This window comes from Duganella sp. HH101 (assembly GCF_001758795.1).
In the GTDB taxonomy this organism is placed as follows: domain Bacteria; phylum Pseudomonadota; class Gammaproteobacteria; order Burkholderiales; family Burkholderiaceae_D; genus Rugamonas; species Rugamonas rivuli.
This window is the reverse complement of the sequence record NZ_LRON01000005.1, coordinates 199,625-218,485: the sequence shown is the minus strand read 5'-3', so window position 1 is coordinate 218,485 and position 18,861 is coordinate 199,625. Positions and strand designations below refer to the sequence as shown.

21 protein-coding genes are annotated in these 18,861 nt (G+C 61.9%); 11 read left to right on the top strand and 10 right to left on the bottom strand.

Features of this window, described 5'->3' with window-relative positions; translation table 11 throughout:
• Positions 1–36: 36 nt before the first annotated feature.
• On the bottom strand, positions 37–1,659 hold the full coding sequence (locus DUGA2_RS10515) for a DHA2 family efflux MFS transporter permease subunit (protein ID WP_070269245.1): 1,623 nt from the start codon (positions 1,657–1,659) through the stop codon (positions 37–39).
• 11 nt (positions 1,660–1,670) lie between these two features.
• A complete protein-coding gene (locus tag DUGA2_RS10510; protein WP_070269244.1) occupies positions 1,671–2,819 on the bottom strand; it encodes an HlyD family secretion protein in 1,149 nt (382 codons plus the stop codon).
• Positions 2,820–2,950: 131 nt separating this feature from the next.
• On the opposite strand from DUGA2_RS10510, the gene DUGA2_RS10505 reads away from it, so the two are divergent.
• Positions 2,951–3,661, top strand: coding sequence for a TetR/AcrR family transcriptional regulator (locus tag DUGA2_RS10505; RefSeq protein WP_070269243.1), 711 nt, complete (start codon positions 2,951–2,953; stop codon positions 3,659–3,661).
• A 55-nt stretch (positions 3,662–3,716) separates the two neighbouring features.
• The gene (locus tag DUGA2_RS33430) at positions 3,717–3,899 is read left to right on the top strand and encodes a hypothetical protein (RefSeq protein WP_008451551.1); all 183 of its coding nucleotides are present in this window, start codon (positions 3,717–3,719) and stop codon (positions 3,897–3,899) included.
• Positions 3,900–3,938: 39 nt separating this feature from the next.
• On the opposite strand, the gene DUGA2_RS10500 is transcribed toward DUGA2_RS33430, so the two are convergent.
• The 3 genes from DUGA2_RS10500 to DUGA2_RS10490 form a co-directional block, all read right to left on the bottom strand.
• The gene (locus tag DUGA2_RS10500) at positions 3,939–4,274 is read right to left on the bottom strand and encodes a TfoX/Sxy family protein (RefSeq protein WP_043481333.1); all 336 of its coding nucleotides are present in this window, start codon (positions 4,272–4,274) and stop codon (positions 3,939–3,941) included.
• A gap of 1 nt (position 4,275) precedes the next feature.
• Complete coding sequence (locus DUGA2_RS10495) at positions 4,276–4,932, bottom strand: thiol:disulfide interchange protein DsbA/DsbL (RefSeq protein WP_070269242.1); 657 nt, start codon at positions 4,930–4,932, stop codon at positions 4,276–4,278.
• 77 nt (positions 4,933–5,009) lie between these two features.
• Entirely contained in the window at positions 5,010–5,921 is a 912-nt protein-coding gene (locus DUGA2_RS10490; RefSeq protein WP_008451557.1) for a LysR family transcriptional regulator, read from the bottom strand.
• A 93-nt stretch (positions 5,922–6,014) separates the two neighbouring features.
• On the opposite strand from DUGA2_RS10490, the gene DUGA2_RS10485 reads away from it, so the two are divergent.
• From DUGA2_RS10485 to DUGA2_RS10470, 5 genes are all read left to right on the top strand, one after another.
• Positions 6,015–6,437 carry a PACE efflux transporter gene (locus DUGA2_RS10485; RefSeq protein ID WP_070269241.1) on the top strand — a complete coding sequence of 141 codons (423 nt, stop codon included), beginning with the start codon at positions 6,015–6,017 and terminating at the stop codon, positions 6,435–6,437.
• Between the two features lie 108 nt (positions 6,438–6,545).
• Positions 6,546–6,824 carry a type II toxin-antitoxin system RelE/ParE family toxin gene (locus DUGA2_RS32580; RefSeq protein WP_071658893.1) on the top strand — a complete coding sequence of 93 codons (279 nt, stop codon included), beginning with the start codon at positions 6,546–6,548 and terminating at the stop codon, positions 6,822–6,824.
• 6 nt (positions 6,825–6,830) lie between these two features.
• Positions 6,831–7,139, top strand: coding sequence for a HigA family addiction module antitoxin (locus DUGA2_RS10480; protein ID WP_083296281.1), 309 nt, complete (start codon positions 6,831–6,833; stop codon positions 7,137–7,139).
• Between the two features lie 34 nt (positions 7,140–7,173).
• Positions 7,174–8,472 (top strand): M20/M25/M40 family metallo-hydrolase, encoded by a 1,299-nt coding sequence (locus tag DUGA2_RS10475; RefSeq protein ID WP_070269240.1) that lies wholly within the window; start codon positions 7,174–7,176, stop codon positions 8,470–8,472.
• Positions 8,473–8,765: 293 nt separating this feature from the next.
• The gene (locus DUGA2_RS10470; protein ID WP_083296280.1) at positions 8,766–9,857 is read left to right on the top strand and encodes a S41 family peptidase; all 1,092 of its coding nucleotides are present in this window, start codon (positions 8,766–8,768) and stop codon (positions 9,855–9,857) included.
• Positions 9,858–9,897: 40 nt separating this feature from the next.
• Here the strand turns inward: DUGA2_RS10470 and DUGA2_RS10465 are convergent, their stop codons facing one another.
• Positions 9,898–10,143 (bottom strand): hypothetical protein, encoded by a 246-nt coding sequence (locus DUGA2_RS10465; RefSeq protein ID WP_229214661.1) that lies wholly within the window; start codon positions 10,141–10,143, stop codon positions 9,898–9,900.
• Between the two features lie 29 nt (positions 10,144–10,172).
• Between DUGA2_RS10465 and DUGA2_RS33425 the strand changes: the two genes are divergently transcribed.
• The 3 genes from DUGA2_RS33425 (at position 10,173) to DUGA2_RS33415 (ending at position 11,100) form a co-directional block, all read left to right on the top strand.
• Positions 10,173–10,322, top strand: coding sequence for a hypothetical protein (locus DUGA2_RS33425; RefSeq protein WP_229214660.1), 150 nt, complete (start codon positions 10,173–10,175; stop codon positions 10,320–10,322).
• Positions 10,323–10,381: 59 nt separating this feature from the next.
• Positions 10,382–10,675, top strand: coding sequence for an AbrB/MazE/SpoVT family DNA-binding domain-containing protein (locus DUGA2_RS33420; RefSeq protein ID WP_070269239.1), 294 nt, complete (start codon positions 10,382–10,384; stop codon positions 10,673–10,675).
• Positions 10,676–10,851: 176 nt separating this feature from the next.
• A complete protein-coding gene (locus DUGA2_RS33415) occupies positions 10,852–11,100 on the top strand; it encodes a hypothetical protein (RefSeq protein ID WP_141753230.1) in 249 nt (82 codons plus the stop codon).
• A gap of 41 nt (positions 11,101–11,141) precedes the next feature.
• Here the strand turns inward: DUGA2_RS33415 and DUGA2_RS10455 are convergent, their stop codons facing one another.
• The 4 genes from DUGA2_RS10455 to aceE are packed head-to-tail and all read right to left on the bottom strand — an operon-like array spanning position 11,142 to position 17,757.
• Complete coding sequence (locus tag DUGA2_RS10455; protein ID WP_070269238.1) at positions 11,142–11,528, bottom strand: hypothetical protein; 387 nt, start codon at positions 11,526–11,528, stop codon at positions 11,142–11,144.
• 57 nt (positions 11,529–11,585) lie between these two features.
• Entirely contained in the window at positions 11,586–13,376 is a 1,791-nt protein-coding gene (gene lpdA, locus DUGA2_RS10450) for a dihydrolipoyl dehydrogenase (RefSeq protein ID WP_070269237.1), read from the bottom strand.
• 9 nt (positions 13,377–13,385) lie between these two features.
• Positions 13,386–15,047, bottom strand: a complete 1,662-nt coding sequence (aceF, locus tag DUGA2_RS10445) for a dihydrolipoyllysine-residue acetyltransferase (RefSeq protein WP_070269236.1) — start codon at positions 15,045–15,047, stop codon at positions 13,386–13,388.
• A gap of 19 nt (positions 15,048–15,066) precedes the next feature.
• Positions 15,067–17,757 carry a pyruvate dehydrogenase (acetyl-transferring), homodimeric type gene (gene aceE, locus DUGA2_RS10440; RefSeq protein ID WP_070269235.1) on the bottom strand — a complete coding sequence of 897 codons (2,691 nt, stop codon included), beginning with the start codon at positions 17,755–17,757 and terminating at the stop codon, positions 15,067–15,069.
• A 237-nt stretch (positions 17,758–17,994) separates the two neighbouring features.
• On the opposite strand from aceE, the gene folD reads away from it, so the two are divergent.
• Positions 17,995–18,840 carry a bifunctional methylenetetrahydrofolate dehydrogenase/methenyltetrahydrofolate cyclohydrolase FolD gene (gene folD / locus DUGA2_RS10435; RefSeq protein ID WP_070269234.1) on the top strand — a complete coding sequence of 282 codons (846 nt, stop codon included), beginning with the start codon at positions 17,995–17,997 and terminating at the stop codon, positions 18,838–18,840.
• The last annotated feature ends 21 nt before the right edge of the window (positions 18,841–18,861 follow it).

Here is an 18,861-nt window from a genome sequence, read left to right as displayed (position 1 = left end):
GGTGTTACCTCACTTAAAATTAGATTGAAACGACGCTTAGTGCGCGCCGCCGCCACCGCCAGCCGAAGGGGCTTTGACCTTGTCCGAGAACCACAGCACGCCGATGCAGCCGAACAGCACCGCCGCGACCAGGAAGAAGCCGTCGTTGTAGGCCATCACATACGCCTCGCGCCGCACGATGCCGTCGACCGCCTTGAGCGCCATGTCCGAAGCGCTGGTGGCGTCGAAGCCCTTGCTCATGAACGACTGCGTCAATGCCGCCAGGCGTTCCTGGGTAGCGGCCGCAAAGCCGGTAACGGATTCGCCGATGCGCTGCGAATGGAAATGCTCACGCGACGTCAGCGCGGTAGCCAGCAACGCGATACCGATCGAACCGCCCAGGTTACGGGTCATGTTGATCAGGCTCGAAGCCGACGGCATATCTTTCGGCGAGATGCCGTTCATCGCGAAGTTCGACAAGGTCAGCATCACGAACGGCTGGCCCAGGGCCCGCACCACTTGCGACAACAGCAGCTGGTCGTAGCCGGTGGTGGCGTCCATGTAGGCGTTCATCAGGCAGGAGCCGCCGAACAGCAGCAGGCCGAAGCTGCACAGGATGCGGTTGTCGATCTTGGACGACAGCTTGGCCACGAACGGCATGATGAACAGCTGCGGCAAGCCGGCCCACATGATGACTTCACCGATCTGCATCGGCGAGTAGCCGGCGATCTGGCCCAGGTACAGCGGCAGCAGGAACGACGAGCCATACAGGCCCATGCCCATCGCCATCGACAGCGCGGTGGCGGCGAAGAAGTTGCGCTGGCCGTACAGCGCCAGGTTGACGAAGGGCTGCTTGCGCATCGCACCCGTCACCGCCCAGCCCAGCAGGCCAACGATGGCCATCGCCGCGAAGGTGATGATGAACGAGGAATCGAACCAGTCCTTGCTGTTGCCCTCTTCCAGGAAGATGGTCAGGCTGCCCAGGCCCATGGCCATGAGGCCGATGCCCAGCCAGTCGGCGTTGAGCAGCAGGCTTGGTTGGGCCTTCTCCTTGTCCAGGCCCAGCGCGATGCCGCCGATCAGCAGCAGGCCCGGTACCCAGTTGATGTAGAAGATAGACGGCCAGCCATACAGCTCGCTCAGATAGCCGCCGAAGGTCGGGCCCATCGAAGGCGCCAGCGTGGCGGTCAGGCCGAAGATGGCCATGCCGGTGGCGCGCTTCGATGGGGGCAGCTTGGCCATCACCAGCGTCATCGCCATCGGGATCAGCGCGCCGCCGGTAAAGCCCTGCAGCATGCGGAACACGATCATGCTCGGCAGGTTCCATGCGAAGCCGCACAGCGTGGAGAAGCACAGGAACAGCGCGGTGGTGCCCATCATGTAGGCGCGCATGCCGAACACGCGGGTCAACAGCCCGGTCATCGGAATGACGATGATCTCGGCCACCAGGTAGGCGGTGGCGATCCACGAGCCCTCTTCCTGCGTGGCGGACAGCGTGCCGAGGATGTCCTTCAGCGACGAGTTGGTGATCTGGATGTCGAGCACCGCCATGAAGGCGCCCAGCATGCCGGCGGCCACCGCCATCCAGGTGCGGCCGGAGACCTTCTCGCTCGGCATGATCGGCGCGAGCGCAGGTTTCCCCACGCCGCCGGCCGGCGTATCGATTGTGGTGCTAGCCATGACAGGGCTCCTTAGTGCGCGGCTTTGGCTTCGGATTGGTTCACCGCGACTTCGGCGATCGCCGACATGCCCGGCACCAGGCGGCCGCTCAGGGCCTTCACGTCTTCCGGCTTGAAGGTGATCTTGACCGGCACGCGCTGGACGATCTTGGTGAAGTTGCCGGTGGCGTTATCGGCCGGCAGCAGCGCGAACTGGGCGCCGGAGGCTGGCGCGAAGCTGTCTACTTTGCCGATCAGTTCACGGCCCGGGATCGCATCGATGGAGACTTTGACTTCCTGGCCCGGCTTCAGGTCAGCCAGCTGGGTTTCCTTGAAGTTGGCGGTCAGCCAGACGTTTTCCTGCACGATGGCGGTCAGCTGCTGGCCGGCCGTCACGCGCTGGCCCACCTCGATGGTGCGCTTGCCGATACGGCCGCCGACTGGCGCCAGGATGCGGTTGTACGCCAGCTGCTGCTGCGCGTCTTTCAGCTGCACGCGCAGCACGTTCACCTGCGCCTTGAGCACGTCGCGCGCCGAGTGGGCGGCGCTGATCTGGGCCTTGGCGGCGGCGGCGCTGTCCTTGCGGGCGGCCAGGTCGGCCACGGCGCTGGCGCGGCCGGCGACGGCGGCGTCCAGTTCCGCTTTCGAGACGGCTTTCATCTGGCTGTTATACAGCTGGCCATAACGTTCGGCGTCCTGCTTGGCGCGCACCAGCTGCGCTTCCGACTGCGCCACCTGGGCGGCGGCGGCGCTGGCCTGGGCCTGGGTCTGGGCGATCTGCGCGTCCGACTGCGCCACTTGCTGCTCGGCGGTGGCGATCTGCGCCTGGATCTGCTCTACCTTGACGTGCTGGTCGAACGGATCCAGTTCGGCGATGACATCGCCTTCCTTGACGATCTGGTTATCGTCGATGAACACCTTGGTGACGACGCCGGCGATACGGGCCGATACCGGATGCACGTGGCCGGCCACATAGGCGTTTTCCGTCTCGACGAAATAATGGCTGCGATACCACATGCGGCCACCGGCGGCCAGCGCGGCCAGCGCGATGACGGCGGCGATCACCAGGACGCGGCGGTTGGACTTGGCCGGGCCTGCCGGCGCAGCGGCGGCGGGCGCCGCAGGCTGGGCAGCGGGAACGGCGCTGAGCACTTTTTGTTCTTGGGTGTGCTGGGTGGACATGTGCAGCTCCAAATAAAATGAAATGGGAGAAGTGCATTATTGGCCCGATTTTCGGCAAAGTCAAGAAATGAAACGATTGCATTTCATTTTATTTTGGACTACGATGGCGGCATCCATTAACATGTCAGCCCATGAAGATATCCGCCAACCTCGCACTGGACGAACCGGATTGCCCCGGGGATGCCGCCAGCTACGCCCCTGATTCGCCCTGCTTCGGCAAGGCGGCTGGCCGCCCGCGCGCGGCAGACAAGGAAGCCCGTCAACAGGCGCTGCTGCACACGGCAGCCCAGCTATTCCTGGAAAAGGGTTATAGCAAGGTCAGTCTGGAGATGATCGCCCGCGAAGCCCACGTGGCCGTGCGCACGATCTATGTCAAGTTTGGCGGCAAGGCAGGGCTGCTGAATGCCGTGATCACCACCGGCCGCGCGCGCTTCTTCGCCGGCATGACCGATATGGAAGCCGACCTGCGGCCGTTGAGGGAAGTGATGGAGGATTTCGCTTTGCGCTTCCTGGAATTGGTGACGGCGCCCTCCTTCGCCAGCCTGCACCGCATGGTGGTGGCCGAGGCGCGCACCACGCCGGAGCTGGCCGAAACCTTTTACAAGGCCGGCCCGCTGCGCACCCGCGAGGAGCTGATGCGCTTTTTCGCCCGCCCCGACATCCGCGCCCAGCTGCGTCCGGAAATTCCGCTGGAAACGCTGGCCGTGCACATGATCACCTGCATCATGGGCGACACCATGGTGCGCATGCTGTTCCCGTCCGATAAGCAGCCGTCGGTCGACGAGCTGCGCGCCCGCGCCACCCAGGGGCTGGACCTGTTCTTCCGCGCCGTGCTGCGTTAGAAGCTGTGCATTTTTGTCATTTGCTCTATACTGTTTTTTTACCCACGGAGCACACATGAGCAAAACGAATCGACTGGACTGGAGCAGGCAAGTAACGCTCATGAACGAGCGTATCAAGAGCTTCCAGGCCAACCCCGGCCAAGAACAACTCGACGCCGTCATCCAGGAAATGCAAGCCTACGCCGAAGCCGCGCGTACCGGCGGCATCGAAATCCCGACGCGCTTCACCGTCAACTAAGTCGTCAAGCAAGTCATCAACTGAGCTGCTGATGCCGCGCTAACCAGCGCGGCCGGCCGCGTCTATCGCCTTGCGCGCCCAGACCAGCATCTGCTCGGGATCGTCCAGCAGGAACTCGGGCGCCGTATAGAATTTGCGGACCAGCACCGTCCCCTTTTTGGTTTCGTAGGAAAACGGCGCCGCGCCCTCGGCCTCGAACTCGGCACGCGTGCCGTCGTCGACGCGCAGGTACAGCGTGCTGCCGATCACCCACGCAAACTGCTGGCCGTGATATCTGAAATCGCGGCCGCCGAAGAACACCGAGTCCGACACGGCCGCGCCGAGCGGCGCGAACTGCTCGCGCATCCAGCTCACAAACTCGGCGCTGGCTCCCATCTTATTTGTGCGACATCGCCACCAGCGCGTCCAGCACCTGCAAGGTCGCCTGGTCCAGCTGCTGGCGCGGGATGCCTGGATTGCTGGCGTCCACCATCGAAGGGTTGGTCAGGTAGCGGCCGTTGACGATCAGCGTCGGCGTGCTGTTGACTTCATACGTGCCCGCCACGCGGCCGGCGTTTTTCAGCTTGGTGATGACCGAGAACGAGTTGTACGTGGCCAGGTATTTATCCTTGTCGACGCCGTTCTTGACTGCCCAATCGAGGTTGTCCGCATCGCTCTTCAAGCGGCGGCGCTCGACGTGCCAGGTGGTCAGCAGCTTGGCGTGCAGCGACTCTTCCAGCTTCATCGCCTCCAGCGTCAGGAACATATGCGCTTCCGGATCGTTCTCGCCCGTCAGCGGCAGGTGGATGCGGCGGAACACGATCTTGTCGCCCTGCTTCTTCACCCACGCCAGCATGGCCGGCTCCAGCGCGTAGCACGCCGGGCAGTGGTACATGAAGAACTCGATCACCTCCACCTTCTTGCCGTCGGCGAGCACCGGCTGCGGCGTCTTCAGGGTGGTGTACTCGGCGCCGTTTTTCGGCGCGGTGGGCGAGGCGAAAGCGGCGCCGGCCAGCAAGGCGGCGGCAGCGACAGCGAGTTTCAGGCGAAGCATGGTTATCCTTTATGAAAAAATCTGCACAGCGAATATACCAGCTTCCCACGCGCAGCGGCACGGACATTAAGTCTGAGCTAAGTCTCCACCGGCCGCGCCTCCAGGCCGGCGATGTCCTTCATCAGCGCGATCAGGCGCTGCGCACCCAGGCCCAGCGGCCTGTCGTTGAGCCACACCACGTCCACCCACAGGCGCACCTGGTTGCTCATGTGGGCGAAGCCTATGCCCAGCAGCTCGCCGGAATCGAGCAGCGGCGCGGCCAGCCGGCGCGGCAGATAGGCCCAGCCGACACCGGCGCGCACCAGGCTCAGTGTTGCCAGGTGGGTGTCGGTGCGCCACAGCTTGCGCGAGATGAGCACCCGCTCATCCTCGATCCGCGCATCGCGGCTGACGATGGCGACCTGCCGCATGTCGACCAGATCCTCCAGCCGGAACTGGCCGTTGCGCTCGCGCGCCTGCGGATGCTGCGGCGAGATCACCGCCACCAGCACCTCGCTGCCCAGCTCCTGGAAGCTCTCGCGCTGGTCGATCTGCGGCCGCTCGTAGATCAGCGCCAGTTGCGCCGCGCCGTCGTGCAGCATGCGCAGCGCATCGTTCTGCGGGGCCGACACCACATCCACTTCCAGCGACGGGAACTCCTCCGCCAGCCGCGCCAGCGGATCGCTCCACGGCGCCGACAGCAGCTCCGGTGCGATGGCCAGCGTCAGGCGCCGCTCCAGGCCCTGATGCAGCGACAGCGCGTGCGCCTGCAGGCGGCGCAACTGGCCGGCCATCTGCCGCGCCTCCGCCTCCAGCGCGCGCGCCGACTCGGTGGGCCGCACCTCGCGCGAGCTGCGGTCGAACAACTGCAGATCGAGTTCCGCCTCCAGGTTGGCGATCGCCATGCTGACGGCCGACGGCACCCGCCCCAGCGCCCGCGCCGCTGCGGAAAAAGAACCGTGATCCAGCACGGCGAGAAAGATGGCGATGTTATCGCTGGAGAAGGCCATGGCCTCATGCTGTCAGAAAAACTGATAGCTGTCGACTTTTTCAATCAGAAAATTGCTATTACCATGGTCGCATCGTACTAAGGAGGAAACAACATGCAAGGATTAAAACGCAAAGTCGTCTACGTATCGTTATTTGAATTGATCGCCGTGGGTTTGACCAGCAGCGTGCTGGTACTGCTGATGGGCCATGACGCCGGCCATGCCAGCGTGGCCGCCGTCGCCTCGTCGCTGGTCGCGGTGGTCTGGAACTTCGCCTACAACAGCGTGTTCGAAGCGTGGGAGGCGCGTCAGGCCAAGCGTGGCCGCAGCTGGGCGCGCCGCGCCGCGCACGCATTGGGCTTTGAGGGCGGCCTGGTGGTGATCCTGGTGCCGCTGTTCGCGTGGTGGCTGGATATCTCGCTGTGGGACGCTTTTGTGCTGGACTTGGGCCTGGTGTTATTCTTTATGTTTTACACCTTCCTGTTCAGCCTCGCCTTCGACCGCATCTTCGGATTGCCGGCGTCGGCTCAGGCTTGAGACACGCGACGTTCCGTGGGATGACTTACAAATCGTAGCAAACGGCCGCTTGCCGTTTATCGATAAGCGATATACGATAAAGGCAATCACCCAAGGAAGCGGATTATCATGATTCGAACTTTTGCCTGCCAAGACACCCAAGACCTCTATCAAGGTATAAGGGTTGCCAGATTTGCCAACATTGAAATGGCGGCTCAGCGAAAACTTCAAATGCTGGAATCTGCAGTTCTACTCGGGGACTTGAAATCACCACCCGGAAACCGACTGGAGCAATTGCGCGGCAATCGAACAGGGCAACACAGTATTCGGATTAACGATCAATGGAGGGTTTGCTTTCGCTGGACCACCACCGGCCCAGAAGATGTTGAAATTACCGACTACCACTAGGAGTACATGATGTTTACGAATCGGATGCGCCCGATCCACCCCGGTGAGATCTTGAGGGAAGAGTATCTCATTCCTATGGACATGACCCCAAACGCATTGGCTAGCGCATTGGGCTTAACCGCAACCAGAGTAAATGAAATCGCCAAGGGCGAGCGAGGGGTTACGCCGGAAACGGCTCTGCGTCTTGCGCGCTACTTCAATACCACGCCAGAGTTTTGGCTTCACCTTCAAATCGCTTACGAATTGCGCAAAGCCGAACAAGAGATTGGCGCCAAGGTCGAGCAGGAAGTTCAACCGTTACCTACCTACGCTTAAGTAGGCAGAATTCAGAACACCCACAGGAGTCCACATGGCATTGAAACCGTTCGCGTTCGCAGCACTGGTGATGGCAATGAGTACCGCAGGCGCCGCGGCGCTGTCGCCGGTAGAGCAGAAAATCGTCGACGAGGTCAAGGCCCATTCGGAACAAGGCTTGCAGTTGCTGGAGCGCTCGGTGAACATCAACAGCGGCACCATGAACCACGAGGGTGTGCGCGAAGTGGGCAAGCTGTTTCGCGAGCAGTTCGACCAGCTGGGTTTCAGCACCCGCTGGATCGACATGCCGCCCGCCGTCAAGCGCGCCGGCCATCTGCTCGCCACGCGCGAAGGCAAGCAAGGCAAGCGCCTGCTGCTGATCGGCCATCTGGATACCGTGTTTGAAAAAGACAGCCCGGTGCAGCTGTGGAAGCGCGATGGCGCCCGCGTGCGCGGCCAGGGCGTCAACGACATGAAGGGCGGCGACGTCATCATCGTCGAGGCACTGCGCGCCTTGCAGCGCGTGGGTGCGCTGGATAACACCACCATCACCGTGATCTTCAGCGGCGACGAGGAAAACGCCGGCGACCCGGTCGATATCTCCCGCGCCGACATGGTCGCAGCCGCCAAGCGCAGCGACATCGCGCTGGCCTTCGAGGCCACGGTGCGAGACAAGCAAGGCAAGGACACCGGCACCATCGGCCGCCGCGCCTCGTCGTCGTGGGATCTGGAAGTCAAAGGCAAGCAAGGCCACTCCAGCGGCATCTTCACCGAGAGCGCAGGCTATGGCGCCGTGTACGAAGCGGCGCGCATCGTCGACAGCTTCCGCCAGCAGGTGATCGAGCCCGACCTGACCTTCAGCCCGGGATTGATATTGGGCGGCACCGACGCCAGCGTCGACGCCACCGGTTCGAAGGGACAAGCCGCCGGCAAAGGCAATGTGATCGCGCGTACCGCAACGGTCCACGGCGACCTGCGCTACCTGAGCTACGAACAGCGCGACCGCGCGCACGCGAAGATGAAGGCCATCGTCGCGCAGAACCTGCCGGGCACCAGCGCCAGCATCAGCTTCCACGAATCGTATCCGCCGATGTCGCCGACGGCCGGCAACCTGGCGGTGTTGAAGACCTACTCGCAAGCCAGCAGCGACGCCGGCCTGGGCGAGATCCCCGCCCTGCCGCCAGGCCAGCGCGGCGCCGGCGACGTGCAGTTCGTAGCCCCGCTGATCGACAGCCTGGACGGGCTGGGCGCCACCGGCAGCGGCTCGCATTCGCCGGACGAGGATCTGGAAATCGCCTCCATCGAACGCGCCACCATCCGCACGGCGATCCTGCTGTACCGCCTCACGCGCTAATGATTAAACTGGGCCGTAGCGCAAAGTTGCCCATGCTCGCGAGCCAATTACCTCAAGCTCGAACCGGCTAGTCGCAGGGTATGCACGGGTCGGCGCATTGAGCTAGGCCACAGTCCGGCTATCGATTATGGTGAAAGCTTTCGCACCTCGGGGTTTTCCATGCGCGTTCAACACTGACCCGGCATGATGCAGCCATGCGCACGGAGCCTCGATTCGATAGTGCTCCCAGGGCTGCGTCACGCGCATTTTTTCACATAGCTATCAATCAATGAGTAGTTCAACTGGAGTCAGGTATGTCGGGTAAGAAGAAGTTTATCGCAAGCGTGGTACTAAGTATTCTGTTGTCGGTTCCCGCGTTCGCGGCGGAGGACGCCCCCTTGAACGCATCCAGTCGCGCTGTGATCGTGCAGACACTGGTGGCGAAAATGAACGCGATTTACATCGAGCCAGCAGTGGCTGAACGGGTCGGCCGTGCGATCGCCAGGAAAAATACCGAAGGAGGCTATGCCTCCGCCACCAGTGCGCAGGCGTTCAGTGCTGCGTTGGAGAAGGACTTGCGCGAATTCAGCGGCGACTTGCATTTCGGCGCCAGGCTTGACGAACGTTTTCGTGAGCGCAGCGACACCTACGTACCCACCCGAGTCGAGATGGATGAAGCGCGCGACCAGGTCGAGCGGCGAGGCTATGGCATCGAGAAGATCGAACGCCTTCCCGGCAATGTTGGCTACATCGAGCTGCGCGGCTTTGGACTTACGGAATTCGTCGGCCCGGCCTACACGGCAGCGATGTCTCTCATGGTGGGAACGGATGCGCTGATCCTCGACCTGCGCCGCAACGGCGGCGGGAGCCCGGCCAGCGTGGCTTATTTGATGAGTCATTTCTTCCCGCTTGGTGACTTGCGGCACCTGAACGACCTCTACGATCGCTCGACCAATACGACGTGGCAGTCCTGGACCGTGGCGACGGTCGCCCAGCGTTACGACAAGCCCGTTTACGTGCTGACATCGGCCCGCACGTTTTCCGCCGGGGAGGAATGCGCCTATGACTTCCAGACTCAGAAGCGCGGGACGTTGGTCGGCGAGACCACCGGCGGCGGCGCCAATACCGTAAGCCCTTTCAGCGTGGGGCACGGCATCGTGGTGGCGATTCCATTCGGGCGAGCTATAAATCCCATCACCAAAACCAGCTGGGAGCATGTCGGAGTAAAACCGGACATCGCCGTGCCCGCTGCACAGGCGCTGCAGGCGGCGCATGTCGCCATCCTGCGCAACCTGGTGTCATCCGCAAAAGATGAGACCGAACGCACGAAACTTCAGCGCCTGCTTGCGATGGTGGAGAATGCGGAATCCGAGAAGCCGGTTTACACGCTCAGGGAGCAGCGTTAATCGAACCCTTGCGCATGCAGGTTACGCCTGACCTCCGACTTCAGCCGACCAGTGCGCCCATCGCCAAGGCGGCCAGCAGGCCAAGTGCGGCGATCAATCCATAGGCAATCAGCGCCAGCATGGCGGCGCCTTTCGCTGCCAACGGCTCGCCGCCAGCCGTGCGCGCACGCGGGGCCAGGTACCACGCACCAATGCCGATCTGGATCACCATGCCGGCGGCGATCGACACCACCAGCGGAATCGCATTGCCCGACAAGCGGTTGAGCAGCGTGCCGGCGCCCAGCACCGCCGCCAGGCCAGCGCGGCACCGGCGACGTGCAGTTCGTGGCCCCGCTGATCGACAGCCTGGACGGCCTGGGCGTCACCGGCACCGGCTCGCATTCGCCGGACGAGGATCTGGAAATCGCCTCCATCGAACGCGCCACCATCCGCACTGCGATCCTGCTTTACCGCCTCACGCGCTAAAGATCAAACTGTGCCGACAAACTGAGTGCTACCATGGTCAAATTCTTCGGGAGGACGCTATGGAGATATCGACAGTAGTCAACAGCGACGGCACGATCACCATCCCTGCGGAAATAAGGGAAACCTTTGGCATCCAGGAAGGTGCCAAAGTTGAATGCATCATGAACGGGATACGCTTGGAAATGCGGGTTCTGGGTACCAAGCTGCCCACGCCAAAATCCAAGCCGGTCAGCGGCTACGGCATGATAAAGAGCAACCGGCCGTCTGTGCCGGCAGACTTGAATATCGGCGATCTCAGGCCTCGCCCCACCTGCGCCCCCACCGCACTCTTGATCTATCGCCTCACTCGATGAGGCTATACCTTCGCCCCAAGAAAAGTGACTGCAATCAACTATTTCTTGAGGTTCTACAAGTACTTACCCGAACGTAGCGGCCATCATGTAACGACGGCCGGGTGAAATCATTTTGATCCAGTCACTGACCAAGCAGGCACCGTCAAATAATTGCTACGTCATTCTCGGAGGAAAACATGAGATACCTGCGTGATTTGGATAACTTAATTGTCAAGGCGATAAAATCTGACGTGTCGAAAATTCCTTCATTTTTCATTGGATTAATAGTTACATTCACGGCAGGTTCAGTTTTCATGATGATGAATATTGGCGAAACCCCAGATATCGCTAACCAAGGCGTAATTGCGCTGATGATTGCCACCGAATTGTTGTGCTATGTGGCGATCTGGATTTACGTCAAAAAAATACCTTCACGTCGTTCGTAGGTATTCCTTGGCCGGATAAGATTCTGCTGCAGCCACAACACTCAACCGCGCAACGCAGCGACCGCAACGCCGGCTAGTACGCCAAGGATCGCGATCAGACCATATGCGATCAACGCCAGCATGGCAGCGCCCTTCGCAGCAAGCGGCTCACCACCGGCCGTACGCGCACGCGGGGCCAGGTACCACGCGCCGATGCCGACCTGGATCACCATGCCGGCGGCGATCGACACCACCAGCGGAATCGCATTGCCCGACAAGCGGTTGAGCAGCGTGCCGGCGCCCAGCACCATCAACAAAATCAGGCTGAAGATGCAGGCATCGCGCCAACTCAGGAGCGCGCGCTTGTAGAGGAAGGCCGCGAGCTTGACGAGGCTGGTGTACAGCGCGATCGACAGCAACAGAGGGATAAACGACAGTATTGAAGACATCTTGAAAGCCTATAAAAAAAACCGGGAACAAGTCCCGGTTTTGTGATGCTGCTTTGCTTAGCGCTTGCGTGGCGGAGGCAGGTCGGTGCAGACGCCTTCGTACACTTCGGCGGCCATGCCGATCGACTCGCCCAAGGTCGGGTGCGGGTGGATCGTCTTGCCGATGTCGGTGCCGTCGCAACCCATCTCGATCGCCAGCGCGATCTCGCCGATCATGTCGCCAGCGTGCGTGCCGACGATGGTGCCGCCGATGATGCGGTGCGTTTCAGCGTCGAACAGCAGCTTGGTGAAGCCCTCTGCGCGGCCATTGGCCACGGCGCGGCCGCTCGCTGCCCAAGGGAAGTGGCCCTTCTCGACCTTGATGCCCTTGGCTTTCGCTTCGTCTTCGGTGATGCCGGCCCATGCCACTTCCGGATCGGTGTAGGCCACCGACGGAATCACCTTCACATCGAAGTGCGACTTCTGGCCCGCAGCAGCTTCCGCCGCCACGTGGCCTTCGTGCACCGCCTTGTGCGCCAGCATAGGCTGGCCCACCAGGTCGCCGATGGCGAAGATGTTCGGCACGTTGGTGCGCATCTGGCTGTCGACAGGGATGAAGCCGCGATCGGACACGATCACGCCTGCCTTGTCGGCGGCGATCTTCTTGCCGTTCGGGCTGCGGCCCACTGCGACCAGTACCAGGTCGTAGATCTGCGGTGCTGGCGCGGCAGCGCCGGCTTCCGCCGCTTCGAAGGTGACTTTGATCCCTTCCGGCAGCGCTTCAACGCCTACCGTTTTGGTCTTGGTCATGATGTTGTCGAAGCGCTTCTCGTTGAACTTCTGCCAGACCTTGACCGCGTCGCGATCAGCGCCTTGCATCAGGCCGTCCATCATTTCGACCACGTCGATGCGCGCGCCGAAGGTCGAGTACACGGTGGCCATTTCCAGGCCGATGATGCCGCCGCCGATGACCAGCATGCGTTTCGGGATCTGGCGCAGTTCCAGCGCGCCGGTCGAATCGACGATGCGCGGATCTTCAGGCACGAACGGCAGCTTCACCACGGCCGAACCGGCTGCGATGATGGCCTGCTTGAACTGCACCACTTTCTTGGTGCCGTCGGCGGCCGTGACTTCGATGTGGTTCGCGCTCAGGAACTGGCCGACACCGGTGACAACCTGCGTCTTGCGTGCCTTGGCCATGCCGGCCAGGCCGCCGGTCATGTTCTTGATGACGCCTTCCTTGTACTTGCGTACCTGGTCGATGTCGATGGTCGGCTTGGCGAAGGTGACGCCGGTGTTGGACATGTGCGAGGTTTCGTCGATCACGGATGCCACGTGCAGCAGCGCTTTCGACGGGATGCAACCAACGTTCAGGCACACACCGCCCAGCGTTTCGTAACGCTCGACGATCACGGTGTTCAAGCCCAGGTCCGCGGCGCGGAACGCGGCGGAGTAACCGCCAGGACCGCCACCGAGCACCATCATGTCGCAGTCGATGTCGACCTGGCCGGCGTAGCTGCCGCCTGCTGGCGCGGCGATCGGAGCGGCAGGTGCAGGCGCTGCGGCTGGCGCAGGTGCTGCAGCTGCAGCAGCAGGCGCCGGCGCGGCGGCAGGAGCCGCAGCAACCTCACCGGCGGAGGCTTCAACCACCAGCATCAACGAGCCTTCCTTGACCTTGTCGCCAACCTTGACCTTGACCTCCTTCACCACACCTGCGTGCGACGAAGGAACTTCCATGCTGGCCTTGTCCGATTCAACGGTGATCAGCGACTGGTCGGCCTTGATCGTATCGCCAACCTTGACCATCACCTCGATCACTTCAACTTCTGCGAAGTCGCCGATGTTCGGCACTTTCACTTCTGTGCTCATAGTCGCTCCTTACAGCAGAATTTTGCGCATGTCGCCGAGCACTTCGCTCAGGTACACGGAGAAGCGAGCACCCATCGCGCCGTCGACCACGCGGTGGTCGTAGGACAGCGAGGTACCCATCATCAGGCGAGGCTGGAAGGCCTTGCCGTCCCACACCGGCTTGATCGATGCCTTGGACAGGCCAAGGATCGCCACTTCCGGCGCGTTGACGATAGGCGTGAAGTGCGTGCCGCCGATGCCACCCAGCGACGAGATGGTGAAGCTGGCGCCTTGCATATCGGTCGGTTTCAGCTTGCCTTCGCGCGCTTGCAGCGACAGCTCGGTCATTTCGCGGGCGATCTGCGATACCGATTTCTGGTCGGCGTTTTTGATCACTGGTACAACCAGGCCGTTAGGCGTGTCGGCTGCGAAGCCTATGTTGTAGTACTGCTTGAGGATCAGGTTTTCACCCTTCTCATCCAGCGACGCGTTAAACGCCGGGAATTTCTTCAGCGCGGCGACCGATGCCTTGATGACGAAGGCCAGCATGGTCAGCTTGGCCGCGTCCTTGTTCTTGGCATTGGCGTTGTTGGTCTCGACGCGGAACGCTTCCAGGTCGGTGATGTCGGCATCGTCGAACTGCGTGACGTGCGGGATCATGACCCAGTTGCGGTGCAGGTTGGGACCGGAGATTTTCTTGATGCGCGACAGCGGCAGCAGTTCGGTAGGACCGAATTTGCTGAAGTCGATCACCGGCCATGGCAGCACGCTCATGCCGCCGTTGCCGCCTGCTGGCGACGATGCGCCGGCAGGTGCAGCGGTGGTACCAGCCATCACGCCCTTGACGTAGTTCTGCACGTCCAGCTGGGTGATGCGGCCTTTAGGACCGGAGCCAGGCACCTTCAGCAGATCCACGCCCAGTTCGCGGGCGAACTTGCGGATCGACGGCGATGCGTGCGCCAGCTTGCCGGTTTGGACCGAGCCTTGCGACGCGGCCGGTGCGGCAGCTGCGGCGGCAGGCGCCGGCGAAGGCGCAGCAGCGGCTGGAGCGGCTGCGGCGGCAGGTGCCGCAGCGGCAGCGGCTGGAGCAGGAGCCGCAGCGCCGCCGGTGGCTTCAACCACCAGCACGACGGAACCCATCGCAACCTTGTCGCCAACCTTGATCTTCACTTCCTTCACCACACCTGCGTGCGACGAAGGGATTTCCATGCTGGCTTTGTCCGATTCAACGGTCAGCAGCGATTGATCGACCTTGATCGTGTCGCCAACCTTGACCATCACTTCGATGACTTCAACTTCCTTGAAGTCGCCGATGTCCGGCACTTTGACTTCTACCGGGCCGGCCGAAACGGCGGCAGCCGGTGCAGGTGCTGGCGCGGCAGCAGCGGCAGGCGCCGGTGCTGGAGCCGCAGCGGCTGGTGCAGGTGCGGCAGCGGCAGGTGCGGCGCCAGCGCCATCAGCTTCCAGCAACAGCAGCAGCGAGCCCATCGCCACCTTGTCGCCGACCTTGACCTTGATTTCCTTGACCACGCCAGCGGCGGACGAAGGAATCTCCATGCTGGCCTTGTCCGATTCAACGGTAATCAGCGACTGGTCCACCTTGATGGTGTCGCCGACTTTGATCATCAACTCGATGATTTCAACTTCCTTGAAATCACCGATATCCGGGACTTTAACTTCCACAATGCTCATAGCGTCTGCTCCGTTCTAATTATTGAGTCACCGGATTTGGCTTGTTGGCGTTCAGGCCGTACTTGACGACTGCCTGTTCCACCACCTTCGCGTCGATCTTGCCTTCTTCCGCCAGCGATTTCAGCGCAGCGACCGTGATGTAGTAACGGTTCACTTCGAAGAACTCGCGCAGTGCGGCGCGGGTGTCCGAACGGCCGAAACCATCGGTGCCCAGCACGCGGTAGGTGCGGTCTTTCGGGATGAAGGCGCGGATCTGCTCAGCAAACGCACGCATGTAATCGGTCGTCGCAACGATAGGGCCGGTCGTATCCTTCAGCAGCTGCGCCACGTAAGGTACGCGTTGTTCCTTGGTCGGGTTGACCAGGTTCCAGCGCTCTGCGTCCTGGCCGTCGCGGGCCACCAGCGTCAGCGACGGCGCGGACCACACGTCGGCGGCGATGTTCCAGTCGTTCTTCAGCAGTTCGGCGGCGAAGATCGATTCGCGCAGGATGGTGCCGGAGCCGATCAGCTGCACGCGCTGCTTGGCTTTCTCGTCGCCCTTCTGCAGCAGGTACATACCCTTCAGGATGCCCTCTTCCTGGCCCGGCTTGATGCCTGGGTGCGGGTAGTTCTCGTTCATGATGGTGATGTAATAGAACACATCTTCCTGATTTTCCACCATGCGGCGCAGGCCATCCTGAACGATCACGGCGATTTCGTGGCCGAAGGTCGGATCGTAAGGCATGCAGTTCGGCACAGCCGCTGCGAACAGATGGCTATGGCCGTCTTCGTGCTGCAGGCCTTCGCCGTTCAGCGTCGTACGGCCGGCGGTGCCGCCCATCAGGAAGCCACGGGCGCGCATGTCGGCGGCGGCCCATACCAGGTCGCCGATACGCTGCATGCCGAACATCGAGTAGTACGTGTAGAACGGGATCATCACGCGGTTGTTGGTCGAGTACGAAGTCGCCGCAGCGATCCACGAGCTCATGCCACCGGCTTCGTTGATACCCTCTTGCAGGATCTGGCCGGCCTTGTCTTCGCGGTAGTACATGACCTGGTCTTTATCGACCGGCTCATACAACTGGCCTTGCTGGTTGAAGATACCAACTTGGCGGAACAGGCCTTCCATACCGAAGGTGCGCGACTCATCGACCAGCACCGGCACGATACGCTGGCCCAGGCTAGGATCTTTCAGCAGCGTGGTCAGGATACGCACGAAGGTCTGGGTGCTCGATACTTCGCGGCCTTCGGCGGTCGCATCCAGCACGTTCTGGAAGGCGCTCAGTGGCGGCACCACCAGCTTCTCGTCGGCTTGCATGCGGCGGGCCGGCAGGTAGCCGCCCAGCGCGGCGCGGCGCTCGTGCAGGTACTTGATTTCCGGCGCGTCGTCGGCAGGCTTGTAGAACGGGATGTCGGCCAGCTGGTCGTCCGGGATAGGGATCGAGTAGCGGTCGCGCATTTCGCGCACGGCTTCGTCGGTCAGCTTCTTGGTGTTGTGCGCGGTGTTGCGTGCTTCGCCGTGCTTGCCCATGCCGAAACCCTTGATGGTTTTCACCAGCAGGACGGTCGGTTGGCCTTTGTGTTCCTGTGCGACCTTGAAGGCGGCGTAGATCTTGTGCGGATCGTGGCCGCCGCGGGTCAGGCGCCAGATGTCGTCGTCGGTCATGTTGGCGACCATCTCCAGCAGCTTGGGGTGCTTGCCGAAGAAGTGTTTGCGCACGTAGGCGCCGTCTTTGGCCTTGTAGTTCTGGTATTCGCCGTCGATGGTTTCCATCATCACTTTGCGCAGGATGCCGTCTTTGTCCTGCTTCAGCAGCGCGTCCCAACCCGGGCCCCAGATGACTTTGACGACGTTCCAGCCGGCGCCGCGGAAGTCCGCTTCCAGCTCTTGAATGATCTTGCCGTTGCCGCGCACCGGACCGTCCAGGCGCTGCAGGTTGCAGTTGACGACGATGACCAGGTTGTCCAGGTTTTCGCGCGCGGCCATGCCGATCGCGCCCAGCGATTCCGGTTCGTCCATCTCGCCGTCGCCGCAGAATGCCCAGACTTTACGGTCGGTGGTGTCGGCGATCGAGCGCGCGTGCAGGTACTTCAGGAAGCGCGCCTGGTAGATCGCCATCAACGGGCCCAGGCCCATCGACACGGTCGGGAACTGCCAGAAGTTCGGCATCAGTTTCGGGTGCGGGTACGAGGACAGGCCCTTGCCGTCGACTTCGCGACGGTAATGGGTCAGCTGCTCTTCGGTCAGGCGGCCTTCGAGGAAAGCGCGGGCGTACACGCCTGGCGAGGAGTGGCCCTGGATGTACAGCAGGTCGCCGCCGTGGCTTTCGCTAGGCGCTTTCCAGAAGTGGTTGAAGCCGATGCCCAGCATGTTGGCCAGCGAGGCGAACGAAGACAGGTGGCCACCGAGGTCGCCGTCGACGCGGTTGGCCTTGACGACCATCGCCATGGCGTTCCAGCGCATCCACGAGCGCAGCTTCTCTTCGTATTCCAGGTTGCCGGGGCAATGGGTTTCGAGGTGGGCGGGGATGGTGTTGACGTAGGCGGTATTGGCGGAGAACGGGATGTCCGAGCCGCTTTGGCGGGCCAGGTCGATCAGGCGTTCCATCAGGTAGTGAGCGCGTTCAGGGCCCTCTTGTTCCAGCACTGCGGCCAGTGCGTCCAACCATTCTTTGGTTTCTTGCGAATCAGGGTCGGGGTTTGCCGTTACCTGGTCAAGTTGAGCTGACATGTATTAAGTCTCCTGAGTTTGAGTGCTGAACTAACGCTGATTATTTACCAATACTTCGATGCCGTGTGCGATTCTAACAGCAGTTTTCCGCTTTTTCAAATTACGATACGTCATTTCGTATTATGAAATCACCCCATGGAAATCTTGTGCGCCGCAGCATCACTAAACCACGGGAAACGAGGCGGAGTGCGCGCTGCGGCTTTATAATCCTGCTTTCCTCTCCAACCTGGTTAAATCATGCCTGCTCAACTGATCGACGGAATCGCCCTCTCCCAAAAACTGCGCGCGGAAATTGCTGCACGTGCTGCCGCCCTCACCGCCCAAGGCAAACAGCCCGGCCTGGCCGTCATCATCGTCGGCGACGACCCGGCCAGCCATGTGTACGTGCGCAACAAGGTCAAGGCTTGCGAGGACGCCGGTTTCTATTCGTTGAAGGATCAGTACCCTGCCGACCTGAGCGAAGCCGCGCTGCTGGAGCGCATCGCCGCGCTGAACGCCGATCCGGCCATCCACGGCATCCTGGTGCAAATGCCGCTGCCTAAGCACATCGACCCGCACAAGGTCATCGAAGCGATCTCCACCAAGAAAGACGTGGACGGCTACTCGGTGCTGAGCGCCGGTGAGCTGATGGCCGGCCTGGACGGTTTCCGTCCTTGCACGCCGTACGGCTGCATGAAGCTGATCGAAAGCACCGGCGTCAACCTGCGCGGCAAGCACGCGGTCGTCATCGGCCGCAGCAACACCGTCGGCAAGCCGATGGCGCTGCTGCTCTTGCAAGCCAACGCCACCGTCACCATCTGCCATAGTGCGACGCCGGACCTGGGCCTGTACACCCGCCAGGCCGACGTTGTGGTGGCCGCAACCGGCCGCCGCAATACGCTGACCGCTGATATGGTGAAGCCGGGCGCGATCGTCATCGACGTCGGCATCAACCGTGACGACGCGGGCAAGCTGTGCGGCGACGTCGATTTCGCCGGCATCAAGGAAGTGGCATCGCACATCACGCCAGTACCAGGCGGCGTGGGCCCGATGACCATCACCATGCTGCTGATGAACACCGTCGAAGCGGCCGAGCGCACTTAATACAACCGTATCGAACTTATT

Bases quoted from the DNA above. Each gene is read 5' to 3' on its own strand.
- DUGA2_RS10515 (WP_070269245.1), bottom strand. From the start codon at position 1,659: ATGGCTAGCACCACAATCGATACGCCGGCCGGCGGCGTGGGGAAACCT.
- DUGA2_RS10510 (WP_070269244.1), bottom strand. From the start codon at position 2,819: ATGTCCACCCAGCACACCCAAGAACAAAAAGTGCTCAGCGCCGTTCCC.
- DUGA2_RS10505 (WP_070269243.1), top strand. From the start codon at position 2,951: ATGAAGATATCCGCCAACCTCGCACTGGACGAACCGGATTGCCCCGGG.
- DUGA2_RS33430 (WP_008451551.1), top strand. From the start codon at position 3,717: ATGAGCAAAACGAATCGACTGGACTGGAGCAGGCAAGTAACGCTCATG.
- DUGA2_RS10500 (WP_043481333.1), bottom strand. From the start codon at position 4,274: ATGGGAGCCAGCGCCGAGTTTGTGAGCTGGATGCGCGAGCAGTTCGCG.
- DUGA2_RS10495 (WP_070269242.1), bottom strand. From the start codon at position 4,932: ATGCTTCGCCTGAAACTCGCTGTCGCTGCCGCCGCCTTGCTGGCCGGC.
- DUGA2_RS10490 (WP_008451557.1), bottom strand. From the start codon at position 5,921: ATGGCCTTCTCCAGCGATAACATCGCCATCTTTCTCGCCGTGCTGGAT.
- DUGA2_RS10485 (WP_070269241.1), top strand. From the start codon at position 6,015: ATGCAAGGATTAAAACGCAAAGTCGTCTACGTATCGTTATTTGAATTG.
- DUGA2_RS32580 (WP_071658893.1), top strand. From the start codon at position 6,546: ATGATTCGAACTTTTGCCTGCCAAGACACCCAAGACCTCTATCAAGGT.
- DUGA2_RS10480 (WP_083296281.1), top strand. From the start codon at position 6,831: ATGATGTTTACGAATCGGATGCGCCCGATCCACCCCGGTGAGATCTTG.
- DUGA2_RS10475 (WP_070269240.1), top strand. From the start codon at position 7,174: ATGGCATTGAAACCGTTCGCGTTCGCAGCACTGGTGATGGCAATGAGT.
- DUGA2_RS10470 (WP_083296280.1), top strand. From the start codon at position 8,766: ATGTCGGGTAAGAAGAAGTTTATCGCAAGCGTGGTACTAAGTATTCTG.
- DUGA2_RS33420 (WP_070269239.1), top strand. From the start codon at position 10,382: ATGGAGATATCGACAGTAGTCAACAGCGACGGCACGATCACCATCCCT.
- DUGA2_RS33415 (WP_141753230.1), top strand. From the start codon at position 10,852: ATGAGATACCTGCGTGATTTGGATAACTTAATTGTCAAGGCGATAAAA.
- DUGA2_RS10455 (WP_070269238.1), bottom strand. From the start codon at position 11,528: ATGTCTTCAATACTGTCGTTTATCCCTCTGTTGCTGTCGATCGCGCTG.
- lpdA (WP_070269237.1), bottom strand. From the start codon at position 13,376: ATGAGCACAGAAGTGAAAGTGCCGAACATCGGCGACTTCGCAGAAGTT.
- aceF (WP_070269236.1), bottom strand. From the start codon at position 15,047: ATGAGCATTGTGGAAGTTAAAGTCCCGGATATCGGTGATTTCAAGGAA.
- aceE (WP_070269235.1), bottom strand. From the start codon at position 17,757: ATGTCAGCTCAACTTGACCAGGTAACGGCAAACCCCGACCCTGATTCG.
- folD (WP_070269234.1), top strand. From the start codon at position 17,995: ATGCCTGCTCAACTGATCGACGGAATCGCCCTCTCCCAAAAACTGCGC.